Genomic DNA, 12,545 nt, shown 5'->3' with positions numbered 1-12,545 from the left:
GTTAGAGAAGATTTGAATGGCTCCAATTTGTTTTGAAGCATTGTTGTTCGTCCGGTTCAGGGCCAAGCCCTGCCTTGACAAAACGTAAAGTGTTACATCGTAATCGATGTTACTTCGCATGGCATTTCCTGTTTAGTTTTCAAAGAGCAAATTGCCGAAAAATATGGCCGCTCTGTTTAGGAGCGACTCTATGAATGTTACCACACTTTCGGGCGTTTGTCCATCCCTTTTTTACCGTTAGATTCTGGTAATGGTGGCAATATTCTCGCTGCCGCAACAGCGAATATAAATATAACATCCGTGAGCAAGAAAAACAAACTGTCCTAATGAAGTCTATCACCAATTAGATAAAATTAAACGCTTTTACCTCAGGCAAAAGCGTTTAATCTACGTTTTTCACATTAATTTATCTGGATGTCATTCCTTTTCCCGTAAAGTGGGGAAGAGGATAACGTCGCGAATAGAAGGAGAATCGGTCAGCATCATAATTAAGCGGTCAATCCCGATTCCCAGACCTCCGGTGGGCGGCATACCATACTCCAGGGAAAGAAGAAAGTCTTCATCCAGCATATGCGCCTCTTCATCTCCGGCTTCTCTTTTTAGAACCTGCTGCTCAAAACGCTCTCGCTGATCCAGGGGATCGTTTAGCTCGGTGAAAGCATTGGCAATTTCACTGCGGGCCATAAAAGCTTCAAAGCGATAGGTCATGGACGGATCATCTGCTTTTTTCTTTGCCAGAGGAGAGACTTCAATGGGATAATCCATTATAAAGGTAGGCTGAAACAACTGACCTTCCACAAACTCTTCAAAGAGTTCATTCATAATTTCCCCGCGGGAAGTGCCCGCCTTTACTTCCAGGCCTTTTTGCTTTGCCGCTTCCCGGGCCTCTTCAGCAGTTTGTATGTTATTGAAGTTAATGCCTGCGTATTTTTCAATGGCCTCCACCATGGTTAAGCGGGGCCAGGGAGATGTTAAATCCAACTCCTGTTCCTGATAAGGAACCTTTAATGTGCCCAGCACTTTTTGCGCAACTGTGGTGATAAGTTCTTCTGTCAGGGTCATCATATCCTCATAATCGGCCTGGGCCTGATAAATCTCAACAGAGGTAAACTCGGGATTATGCTTGGTGGATATTCCTTCATTACGGAAGATACGGCCTAACTCGTAGACCTTATCCATCCCGCCCACCACCAGGCGTTTTAAATGAAGCTCGGTGGCAATGCGCAAATAAAGGTTCATATCCAGCGCATTGTGGTGTGTGATAAACGGCTTGGCCGAGGCACCACCGGCCAGGGTGTGCATAACCGGGGTTTCTACTTCCAAAAAACCATCACTGTTAAGGAAGTTGCGGATTTCCTGAACAATTTTACTGCGCAGAACAAAAGTCTTCTTCACATCCGGATTCACAATCATGTCCAGGTAGCGCTGGCGATAGCGCATATCTACATTGGTGAGGCCGTGCCATTTTTCCGGCAGAGGGCGCAGGGATTTAGCCAACAACTGTAGTTCCTTTACCGCCACCGTTACTTCTCCCCGCCGGGTACGGAAAACATCCCCCGTCAGGCCTACAATATCACCTATATCTAATAGTTCGAAAACATCATAAGTACGTTGTCCCACATCATCAAGCCGTACATATATCTGTATTTGGCCGCTTTCATCCTGTAGATTGGCAAAGGATGCTTTACCATGGGCACGCACAGTCATTAAACGGCCGGCCAGAGTTACCGACTGCCCGTCCAATTCATCAAAACGACCGATAACATCGGCCGCATAATGTGTAACAGGATATTTATTGCCGTAAGGCTCGATGCCCATTTCTTTTAGCTTGTCCATTTTTTGCCGCCGGACAGCTTCATGCTCACTCATCATTTCTGTCATTTAAAAAATCACCTACCAAAAACTGCAGCCAGGCCGCAGAAAGAATTACGATATTTTTACGATTTGATATTTGAGAATCCCGGCGGGTACAGATACTTCCACAACATCATTGAGTTTTTTACCCAAGATGGCTTTGCCCACTGGTGATTCATTGGAGATCTTGTTCTCTGCCGGATTGGCTTCAGCAGAACCTACAATAGTATACTCAAAGTCTTCATCAAACTCCAAATCCTTAAGGATTACGGTAGAACCGACGGAGACGGTTTCACTGTCGGTTTCTTCATTAATTAACTTCACATTGCGCAGCATCTTTTCCAAGGTGATAATGCGGCCTTCAATAAAAGCCTGTTCGTTTTTGGCATCTTCATACTCTGAATTCTCAGAGATATCCCCAAAAGAAATCGCTGTCTTAATTCTATCTGCCACTTCACGACGCTTAGTGGATTTCAGATAGTCAAGCTCCTTCTCTAATTTCTCCAGGCCTCCCTGAGTCAAAATTACTTCTTTGCTTACCATATCTCTCGCTCCTTTGCAATAAGCATGCTCTCAAGTATATTCAGGCAGAGCAAAAATGTTTACTACAGATTTCACATCTGCAAGAAAGGCGCGTCGGTCAAACCTTACGCGCGCTTTACAGTGAACGGTCCCGCTGCTGCTTTGCAAATTGCAAAGCTCAATAATTTCCGGCGGCACAAATTAAATAACGAATCGCCAAAACGGCGATTCAACTCAAAAAACAATATTTTACTTTTTCCTATTATGGCTAGTCCGCGCCCAATTATTACAGCTTATGATTTGCAATTTTTTCTAGTCCATTATAAAACAGGAATTATTCTTTGTCAAACAACAAAAAACAAACGTAACACCAACGTAATGATTTCTTAACGGCAAAAAAAATAGCCAGGGATTACCTGGCTAGCTTTGTGACAGTTTCTGCGTATTGCGTTGAGCATTTTTGCGAATGTTCTCGATGGTTTCCGGAGAAATAGCCCGTTCAAAGCTACGAAAACCGGAAATCTTAAAGCCGTGTTTTTCCGCCAGGCGGGAGATGTCATCTACCTGGGCAACAGACAAATCCCTTCCCAATGTAAAGGACTCATACTTGCCCTCCAGGGACAGAATCATGGTCTCTGCCATACAGGCGTACGATGTGCGCGGCGGAAAACCGAAGTTAAATCCAAAATCCACATCTCCCGGCACATCCACCACACCACCTTCGATGACCAGCACATCATCACGGAGCTCAGCGGCCCGTTTGGATACATCACGGGGTCGGGCCACATCACAGACAATGGCCCCGGGTTTCAGATCCATCACGTCAATCACCGCTTCTGCAGATCCGGTAACCGCTATAATAATATCAGCCCGCTGTACCGAGCGCTTAACATCGGAAGAGACTTTTGTGGCCAGACCTGTTTCCCGCATAATGCGAGCCGATAATAGATCAAGTTTATTTTTGTCACGGGCCAGAAGAGTTAAAAACCGGGCATCCCGGGCCAGAATTCTGGCACAAACGCTGCCGATGGAACCGGTGGCTCCCATAACCAACACTTCTGCGTTGGCAAGATCGATACCCATTAACTCTGCTGCCTTTTTCGTGCCCTGCAAAGCCGTGGCCACCGTATAGCTGTTTCCGGTAGTCACTGCAATATCAAGATTTTTGGCAACGGTGATACCGGCATCGCCCACAACCGATGTCATGGCACCAAGGCCGACAATTTTTGCGCCCAGCTTCTCCGCCACTTTCCCGGCCCGGATAATTTTATTTATAACTTTATCCTCCGGAAGCTCCACCATCTGTTTTGAGGTCAGAGGGCAGGAAACAAAGTGTCCTGATGTTTGCGCATAATCCGACTGCACACCGGTTATCTCCGAAACTTTAAACGGTGGCAGTGCTTTAACTACCGTTTCCACCACCGGCACAGGCCAGCTGCGCATAAATTTTAATTTCCTGAAAACATCATCCAGTTCAATTGGATGAATTATAAAAGCAAAATCTCCCATGATGCCCTCCTATACCTCATTCAAATTTGTAATACGCGGGACAAAATTTACCGCATCAAGTAACGCTTCATACTCCCCTGAATCCAGCTCGCGATCTTTACCCGACAGAGCCACCAAAAGCGCCTCCATCACATTGGTGCCAAAGGAGCGCCCGTTTAATTCAGGAGTTGTGGTGATAAGGGTTGCAACGCCACGCTCTTTTAACAGGGCCACATCATCACTGGTGGTGGTGTTTGTGATGATTGTTTTGTTTTTCATATTCTCCGGCATGTACCGCCGGATAAAATGGAAATCCCCTGCAATAACATCAGCCTCGGCAAACAGTCCGGAGGCTTTAGGCTTGTTTTCCTCCTGTTTTTTCCCTGTGGGATACAACATGGATAAGGGAAGCTGACAGATAAACGGAGCAAGTAATCGTGCCACCTTTTCCAGCGCCTGCAGTGAGCGCAAAGGAACCGGAATCCCCACCGTAAATACCAAATCACCCAAAGTTAACCTGCAACCGGCCGCATCAAGGGCCTGTGCCATGCCAAACCGGTCTGCGCCGGACATCATCAGCACCTTTGTATTTTCATTTAGAATTTCAGTCTGTTCAAGTAAATATTCAATTACTTTCCGCTCCAGGGTATTCTTTAACCCGGAGCCGTCAACAATGGGGGAAAGCTTTGCAGCCCGCACCACGTTTTTGGCATCGCGCAGAATGTAGCGCGTCTGACCGGCATATACATATAGATCCATACCGCCAAGCCCGAAAGCATCAACCTTACCATCCAGCCTGGAGATCATCTCCACCATTTTGGCCATATCACCGTCGGTACCGATTCTTTCCACCCGGCACAGCTCTCCTGCCATTTCCACTTCCACCGCATGGTTCCGCTTAGAGGAACCAAGACTGATACTAATAACTTGCTTCACCGTTTTCCCTCCCCATAGCTGTCCTGCATAAACGGCTTTAGCATATTCTCCACATTTTGTGGATTCACATAAACATCGCCGGTAATGGGCGAAGGCCCAATTTCCGTGGTCAACACTTCATTATCCAAAAGTGCCGCCGCCAGACGGTTCCATTTTGCCGAACAAAATACTAAAACTATGTCACACTGCTGAAACTGCTCGATTATGCTAATGGCATGGTTAAAAAAGTCTATACCGCTGCCGCCCTTAACCAGCTGCCAGCGTTCATTGTCTGATAAAATCAGGCGCTGTTCAATACCATAGCGGTCGGCCAAATCATTCAGCTCTTCCTTGTTTTCCACCGGAAAAGCCATGAGGCCCAGGCAACCGCCCTTCCTTACACTGCCAATGGACTCCAGGCGCGAAATAAATGTCCTGTCCAGTTGCAATTTGGCCGCAACTTCCTGCTGCGACAATCCTTCGCTGCGCATCTTCACTATACGGCGCACAATTTCATCTATTTTTGCCACGTTAATAAGTTTTTCACCAATTCGCACAAACTCCATAGCTCTTACCTCTATCTTTATTCATGTGCACAAAATTGTATACAACCGGATTCTACCATAGTTTAGCATTCTGCGCAATCCTAAAAAAATTATTGTCCGGGCAGGTTCTCCAATATCGCCGTCATTTCCTCTTTTGTTTTGGCCCGCATAATTTCATTGCGGACCTGAGCTGCTCCGCGCATCCCTTTTAGATACCAGGCCATGTGCTTGCGCATTTCACGCACTCCCATGTATTCACCTTTTTCATCTACAACCATCTTCAGATGCCGACAGGCCAGTCGTACCCGTTCAGCCATTTCCGGCTCCGGCAGCAGTTCTCCGGTTTCCAGGTAATGCACCGTCCTACGGATTAACCAGAGATTTCCCAACACGCCGCGGGCCAACATTACCGCATCACAACCTGTTTGCTGCAGCATTCTTTGTGCATCCTGCGGTTCCCAGATATCCCCGTTCCCAACCACCGGAACACGCAGAGCCTCTTTCACACGGGCAATTACCGACCAGTCTGCCCTGCCGCTGTATCCCTGCGCCCGGGTGCGCCCATGAACCGTAACAGCGGCAGCACCTGCTTCCTGTACGGCCAAAGCCACCTCAACCGCGTTTACCTCAGAATCGTCCCATCCCTTGCGCATTTTCACCGTCACAGGCATGGTCGCAGCGTCGCAAACCGCTTTGGTGATGGCATATGCTTTATCGGGATCCCGCATTAAGGCACACCCTTCGCCTTTGCCGGCCACCTTTTTTACAGGACAACCCATATTAATATCCAAAAGGTCCGGAGCCTGCCCGTTACAGAGCTCGGTGGCCCGGGCAAAAATTTCCGGATCGCTGCCAAACAGTTGAATACCAATGGGGCGCTCTTGCGCAGTAAAACGGGCAATTTTCAACGTCTGCTCCGGAGCGCATACCGCACCTTTGGCACTGATCATTTCCGTAAAAACCAGCGCACATCCCATCTCCCGGGCCAAAATACGAAAACTGCTGTCTGTTACTCCGGCCAAGGGAGCAAGTATTACTTTATTCTGCAATGCCAGGCTACCAATCTGCATTCTTGCACTCCTTTAACAAAAATAGTCTCTGTATAATATAGTACAGCAAGCCTGACAAAGCAAGAAAGGCGCGCTTATTCGGTTCCCTCAGCGCGCGCTTCAGTACTGTATACAGCTGCAGCTTTTGCAAATGCAAAGCGTTATAATTTCTACAGTAAAAAAAAGCACCCGTTATATTACGAGTGCTTTGCCACGTTGTTTTCAGGCAACACAAAGAGGTCTTCCAGCGGCACGTCCAGGACGCGCGCAAACTTTTTTATCAAATCAACCCTGGGATATTTACTACCCCTTTCAATTGTGGAAAGCATACTGACCGAAATCCCTACCTCACTGGCCAGATCATGCTGTGTTAATCTTTTTAACCTGCGTAATGCCCGCAGACGGCGCCCTAACAGTTCGGACATGTGCCATCATCCCTCCTTGTTGTTACAATAATTTCATTTCTGCACTTTTCGACATAAACATCAAAAAATCCTGCCTGTCAGAACATTTTCTGACAAGCAGGATTTTTACTCTCTTTATATTTTAACCGCTGTACCATAAACATAGATTTCTGCGATTCCTGTGGAAATGGTGGACGATGAATAACGCATCCCCACAATGGCATTAGCTCCCAGATTTTCCGCTTCAGCAATCATATCTTCTGTGGCACCGTCACGCACCTCGGTCATCAGGTCGCCGTACTCAGATACATCCCCACCGGTTATCTTGCGAATGGAAGCCATAATGTCCTTTCCCAAATGAACAGCCTTAACCCGGTTACCGCGCACAATTCCCAACACCGTGTAATCAACCTTTAAATCTGTTGTGGTCAGCAGCATAATAATTCCTCCTTAAAATTCTTTTCTTTCCAACATATTCATCCCCGTCATCAGGAATACTCCACTTAACACCAGCATAATCAAAACCGGCCAAACGGGGAAAACGCCTCCAAGGAAATACTCGGCACCACCCATATGGGTAAAAATAGAATATACTCTGGTGGCATTAAACCACCCCAGAACTGAGTTAACCAAAAGCACCACTGCCGCCACCCCAGCAGCCTTCACCGAATCATCCAACAATGTGGAAACAAATACGGTAAACAGATAAATGGTGGTCAGACCCACACCGGTTATTAGTGTGGCTACAAATAAGCGGCCAACCTCTACAACCTCCGGCCTGGCAAGTACTGCATACAGAATCATGACTCCGGTAGACACTGCAATAATTAACCACAGCATAAGCGACCCCGCTATTACCTTACTGAAAAATACAGCACGGCGGGAAATGGGCCTGGTCAACAGGAAGCTGATGGTCTTATTGCTAACCTCCCCGGCTATTGTGCTCATGCCTAAAAGAATAACCACAATGGTACCTATCTGGTATAAATTCTTGGCATTCCACTGGCTCCACAGGAATGCGGAGAAACTACCCATGATTTGTGGTGGAATCAGCTCGGCAATCCACCCCAAATCGCCAAAACCTTCATACATCCCTATGATTGTGTCATACATCAGTGGCAGTGATAACGAAAGCAAAGACATCACAATGAGCCCCAAAACAAGTTTCCAGCGGTTCTCCCTGAACTCCTTGGCTATGAGGGTCTTACTCATCAGCTATCACCCCGCTCTTTCTCGATAAAGATGTCCTCCAGGTTACGGTCGATTACATCCAGAGTAAAGTGAGGTACGCTTTTAAAACGCTGCAGAATCTCCTGCAGATTATCTTCCACCGACACCACGTACGCACTTCCCTCTTTTACCACATTAACAACTCCCGGAAAGGAAAACAAATCATCTTTAGGTTCATGCTGAAAAACAATTCGTATCTTCTTTACTGTAGTCTTTAGCTGATCCACATCACGGACCTCTATTAGCCTACCCTGATTTATGATGGCCACATGATCTGCAATCCGCTCCACATCATGCAGCAGGTGGGAAGAAAAGAAAACGGTTCTTCCCTGCACCGCCAGCTCCTCCAACACAATTCGCAAAAATTCCTGCCGATTGATAGCGTCAAGTCCTGATGTGGGCTCATCCAGTATCAGCAATTCCGGCTCGGGAGCCATGGCAATCACCAGCGCCAGCTGGGTTTTCATCCCCTTAGACAGATTTTTTATCTGTTGCTTTTTGGGCAGGTCAAAAAATTTAAGATACTTGTCGGCAATCTGTCTGTTCCACTTTGGATAAAAAGGACGGCAAAATTCCAAAATCCCCTCCACCGACATATATTCATACAGACTCTGCACCTCTGCCACATAACCAACCTTCTGCCGCAATGCCACGGAGTGCTGCGCAATATCATGACCGAGGATTTTCCCGCCACCCTGGTCAGGTCGTAGCAACCCAAGCATCATTTTTATGGTTGTGGTCTTACCCGCCCCGTTTGGGCCAAGAAAACCAAAGATGCTGCCTTCCGGTATCTGAAGCGTCAAATCTTCCACCGCTACTTTTTCCCCGAACGTTTTTTGCAATCCCTGCAGGTCAATTGCCCAGTGCATTACTCATCCTCCCCCTTTAACCGGTCCTGCCAGACCGCCATTTTTTTTGCAAACTTTTCTTGCAGCACAGCCGGCGAAGCCCCCAACTGATATGCTTCTACAAACAAAGTTTCCAACGCCTTATCCAAAGCGGCTTCCTGCACTCCTCCAAAGTCCTCTTCCCGCTCTGCCACAAAAGTGCCCAGGCCTCTGGCCACCCTGATAACACCCTCCCGCTCCAACTCCTGGTATACCTTGGCAACGGTATTGGGATTTACCGTAAGCTTTAGCGCCAGTTCACGGACGGAAGGCAGCTGTTCTCCCGGCTTTAACACACCGCCGGCCACCGCTTTTTTTACCTGCTCTTTAAGTTGTACATAGATTGGAACTCCACTGTGCGGATCCACATAATACCACATAACGCCTCCGTAGTGCTGTACTATATCACTAATACACCCTAAGAATATTACACCCCATAGCTAAAGTCAAGGCGCTACACAAAAAAAAGAGCTGGTTTCCCAGCCCTTTTCTAAATAATATAACTTTATTGCTACCCTGTTTTCTGCAGCGTCTCCCACTTACCGCATCTTCCACCCCAGCGGGCCAGAATCTCATCATCCACGGAAATATTAACAATCTCGCATAAGTTGGGGCAGCTCTGACACTCAAAACTAGACGCCTGATAGTCCATCTCCGAGACAGCAAAGCCGCGGAAATCTGTTTTTTGTTTTTCTTTGGCCGTAGATTTTGCTAAAAGCGCAGCACCAACAGCACCCATCACACTATAGTGCTCCGGGATAACGATGTCTACACCCAGCGCCTTTTCAAACGCCGCCCTGATCCCCACATTAGCCGCCACGCCGCCCTGAAATACAACGGGGGAAAGGATTTCCTTACCCTTACCTACATTGTTTAGGTAATTGCGCACCAGCGCGTCACAAAGCCCGGCGATAATATCTGGAGCAGAGTGCCCCATCTGCTGTTTGTGGATCATGTCCGACTCGGCAAAAACGGAACAGCGTCCGGCAATTCGCACCGGCCCCTTGCTTTGCAGTGCCAGGGAGCCAAACTCCTCAATAGGTGTGTTGAGCCGTTCTGCCTGATGGTCAAGAAATGAGCCGGTTCCCGCGGCACAGACGGTATTCATGGCAAAATCCACAACAATGCCGTCCCGCAGCAATATAATTTTGGAATCCTGTCCACCGATTTCAAGAACGGTCTGAACATCGGGCACCATAAACGAAGCTGCCACCGCATGGGCGGTGATCTCATTCTTCACAGTGTCGGCACCCACAATAACACCGGTTAAAGTCCGGGCACTACCGGTGGTTCCCACACCACATATCTCAACATTCTTGCCTCTGATTTCCTCTTCAACCTTGCGCATCCCTTCCTGTACAGCTTTAATGGGCTGTCCCTGGGTGCGCATGTACAGATTGGCCAGCACCTGGCCTTCTTCATTGATAATTACCATATTGGTACTTACCGAGCCAACATCAATGCCTAAGTATGCATCCATCAAATCGCCTCCTGCTTATTGCGCTTCTCCTTCAGTAAATCTAAAAATGCTTCCATCCTTGTTTCCACACCTGCGCGGCCGGTCTGTTCATCCAAAAACAGCGTCATTACCGGTATTCCTTTATCACGGGTAATGGTGGGCATAATACTTTTGGCCACAATCTCCGGAATACAGGTAAAGGGAGCCAGCTGGATCACCCCGTCAAAACCCTTATTGGCATAAATCACAGTCTCGCCAATACTGTTTTGTCCATGCCCCCCCACCAACTGATTAAGGTAGGGAACGGCCATTGCCCGAATGTCTTTTTCACCATTGGATACCGCATTATCTTTGGTCCAGTTGGTGAGAAAGATTGAGCGGTGCACATACACGCCCATATCTCCCAACATCTTTTCAATATCATGATTGACAAACGGCTCCAGCACCACATAGATTTCGCCGATAATACCAATTTTCAGCGGTGTAAACGTTTCATCCACCGGTACAGCTCGCATATCCTGAAGAGCCGCATCCTTTGCTTCCAAAACCTTAGACACCGAACCGGCATCGTCAATATATCCCAAGCCACGCTCATACGTCTTTGTAATCTGCTGCTTGGACACGGCCAGGGGCCGTAATTCATGGAGCAACCCTTCCAATTCATCGAGCGCCCGCAATTTTTCCCACGCCACACGAAAGACACGGTAGAAGTTAGTCCAACTGGAAGTGGGCCGCACCAGGCTTTTTACATTACGGTAAAAAGTAAGCGGAGCCATCAGGGGCGGCTCCAGCACAAGCATCTTTACAGGATAACCCATATCATGGAGAATGCGTTTGTGCAGCTCCCCATAATAACCGGCCCGACACGGGCCAAAACCACCGGAAGTAGTAAGGCTGTCGGCACCTGCCTCCACCGCCTCCAGATATGTTCCCATAAGTATTTTAAAAGGCAGGCAGGCAAACTCCGGCGAATGCTGCACACCCAAAGAGAGTGTTTTTTTAGTGGGCTTGGGAGGATAAATAACCTCGTGCCCCAGGTTTTCCAGCAGGTAGCTGATAGCGATATGCGAAGTCCCCATATAAGGAAATGAAATCTTCATAGTATCCCCTTCTTTCTTTTTAAAAGGTCCACAAAAGCTTCCACCCGTGTAGCCACACCGGCTTCCCCGGTGTGCTCGTCAATGGTAATGGACATCAAGGGGATCTGACTGTTTTCCTTTGCTTCCAGTTCAATGAGCCTGTTGGTCATGGCATCGGGGCCACAGCCAAAGGCCGTCACATGAATCATACCGTCCACCGTTTGGTCGCGCAAGTAATGCTGAGCAGCCCAAACCACCCGGTTGCTATAATACCAGAAAAGATTCTTGGGCAACGTTTTGCTCATCTTTTTCAAATCTTTTTCCGAAACCATCTCCGGTGTCACAACATTAACACCATGTTCCTTCAGCTTCTTCAATAAGCCCACGCTGACATAATTGTCATAGAGAGCATATGGATAACCCAGTACCGCCAGCTTTATAGCATCCCCGGTTTCCGCCGCCTTGTCAGGCTCTTCCCCACTTTCCAAAAGCGGAAACGCCTCGGCGGGAGTCAAACCATGTAATAATAATTTCCTGTAGCGGGAAAAATTATACCTTGCCTGCCAGATTGCCCGCAGGATTTGCAGCTTATTATCTGTAAACCGCTGCCCCACCCGGAACATAAAGCGATACAATTCAAACCTGCTCTTTTTCATGTCCAACCGGTTTTCTATGATTTCCGGCAGTTCAGAAATGGAATATCTCACCATATCAGGAAGGCCCAAAAATTTTGGACACAGTGTGTTTTTCCCATCCAGAGAAACCAAGCGGGGCAGAAACAGAATATCTACTTTGTCTTTTAATGCAGATACGTGTCCGTGTAACAGCTTAATAGGGACACAGGCATCGTTTACTGTTTCTTTAACCCCTTCATCCAGAAGTGCTTTGTTGGAGATGGGTGAAACCACTACTTCCGCACCCAATCCCTCAAAAAACGGTTTCCAGAGAGGATAGAACGTAAAAAATGACAATGTCATTGGAATTCCGACTCGCATAGCTTCACCCCTTTTCTCCCTTTGCGCACACGCAAAGTCGCATTCCCAATATTCTTCTATTCGCGGATTAGCCAAATATTCCTGCTCATTTACATTAACAAGACCTTAACATCATCGC

At 47.5% G+C, this 12,545-nt stretch carries 14 protein-coding genes; all 14 read right to left on the bottom strand.

The genetic code is table 11. The features are described 5' to 3' along the window. Positions 1-417 precede the first annotated feature (417 nt). Positions 418-1,881, bottom strand: a complete 1,464-nt coding sequence (gene lysS, locus DEALDRAFT_RS13645) for a lysine--tRNA ligase (RefSeq protein WP_008518470.1) — start codon at positions 1,879-1,881, stop codon at positions 418-420. Positions 1,882-1,926: 45 nt separating this feature from the next. Further along, entirely contained in the window at positions 1,927-2,397 is a 471-nt protein-coding gene (greA, locus tag DEALDRAFT_RS13640) for a transcription elongation factor GreA (protein ID WP_008518468.1), read from the bottom strand. A 399-nt stretch (positions 2,398-2,796) separates the two neighbouring features. Next, the gene (locus tag DEALDRAFT_RS13635) at positions 2,797-3,885 is read right to left on the bottom strand and encodes a shikimate 5-dehydrogenase (protein ID WP_008518466.1); all 1,089 of its coding nucleotides are present in this window, start codon (positions 3,883-3,885) and stop codon (positions 2,797-2,799) included. 9 nt (positions 3,886-3,894) lie between these two features. After that, complete coding sequence (locus DEALDRAFT_RS13630) at positions 3,895-4,800, bottom strand: PASTA domain-containing protein (protein ID WP_008518464.1); 906 nt, start codon at positions 4,798-4,800, stop codon at positions 3,895-3,897. Next, entirely contained in the window at positions 4,797-5,345 is a 549-nt protein-coding gene (locus tag DEALDRAFT_RS13625; protein WP_008518461.1) for a helix-turn-helix domain-containing protein, read from the bottom strand. The genes DEALDRAFT_RS13630 and DEALDRAFT_RS13625 overlap by 4 nt, the downstream gene beginning before the upstream one ends. Positions 5,346-5,434: 89 nt before the next feature. Next, complete coding sequence (dusB, locus tag DEALDRAFT_RS13620; RefSeq protein WP_008518459.1) at positions 5,435-6,394, bottom strand: tRNA dihydrouridine synthase DusB; 960 nt, start codon at positions 6,392-6,394, stop codon at positions 5,435-5,437. A gap of 176 nt (positions 6,395-6,570) precedes the next feature. After that, positions 6,571-6,798: a helix-turn-helix transcriptional regulator gene (locus DEALDRAFT_RS13615; protein ID WP_008518458.1), complete on the bottom strand. Its 228-nt coding sequence runs from the start codon at positions 6,796-6,798 to the stop codon at positions 6,571-6,573. A gap of 114 nt (positions 6,799-6,912) precedes the next feature. After that, on the bottom strand, positions 6,913-7,215 hold the full coding sequence (locus DEALDRAFT_RS13610; RefSeq protein ID WP_008518457.1) for a YbjQ family protein: 303 nt from the start codon (positions 7,213-7,215) through the stop codon (positions 6,913-6,915). A 12-nt stretch (positions 7,216-7,227) separates the two neighbouring features. Then, positions 7,228-7,989, bottom strand: a complete 762-nt coding sequence (locus DEALDRAFT_RS13605) for an ABC transporter permease (protein WP_008518455.1) — start codon at positions 7,987-7,989, stop codon at positions 7,228-7,230. Then, positions 7,989-8,876 (bottom strand): ABC transporter ATP-binding protein, encoded by an 888-nt coding sequence (locus DEALDRAFT_RS13600; RefSeq protein ID WP_008518454.1) that lies wholly within the window; start codon positions 8,874-8,876, stop codon positions 7,989-7,991. The genes DEALDRAFT_RS13605 and DEALDRAFT_RS13600 overlap by 1 nt, the downstream gene beginning before the upstream one ends. Beyond that, positions 8,876-9,274: a GntR family transcriptional regulator gene (locus DEALDRAFT_RS13595; RefSeq protein WP_008518452.1), complete on the bottom strand. Its 399-nt coding sequence runs from the start codon at positions 9,272-9,274 to the stop codon at positions 8,876-8,878. Before DEALDRAFT_RS13595 ends, DEALDRAFT_RS13600 begins: the two co-directional genes overlap by 1 nt. Before the next feature lie 131 nt (positions 9,275-9,405). Next, positions 9,406-10,374, bottom strand: coding sequence for an acyl-CoA dehydratase activase (locus tag DEALDRAFT_RS13590; RefSeq protein ID WP_008518450.1), 969 nt, complete (start codon positions 10,372-10,374; stop codon positions 9,406-9,408). Beyond that, positions 10,374-11,453 carry a hypothetical protein gene (locus tag DEALDRAFT_RS13585; RefSeq protein WP_008518449.1) on the bottom strand — a complete coding sequence of 360 codons (1,080 nt, stop codon included), beginning with the start codon at positions 11,451-11,453 and terminating at the stop codon, positions 10,374-10,376. The genes DEALDRAFT_RS13590 and DEALDRAFT_RS13585 overlap by 1 nt, the downstream gene beginning before the upstream one ends. Next, positions 11,450-12,427, bottom strand: a complete 978-nt coding sequence (locus DEALDRAFT_RS13580; protein WP_040379161.1) for an acyl-CoA dehydratase activase-related protein — start codon at positions 12,425-12,427, stop codon at positions 11,450-11,452. The genes DEALDRAFT_RS13585 and DEALDRAFT_RS13580 overlap by 4 nt, the downstream gene beginning before the upstream one ends. Positions 12,428-12,545: the final 118 nt, after the last annotated feature.

The sequence above is a fragment of the Dethiobacter alkaliphilus AHT 1 genome (assembly GCF_000174415.1).
In the GTDB taxonomy this organism is placed as follows: Bacteria; Bacillota; Dethiobacteria; order Dethiobacterales; family Dethiobacteraceae; genus Dethiobacter; species Dethiobacter alkaliphilus.
This window is presented reverse-complemented; position numbering and strand designations above follow the sequence as displayed.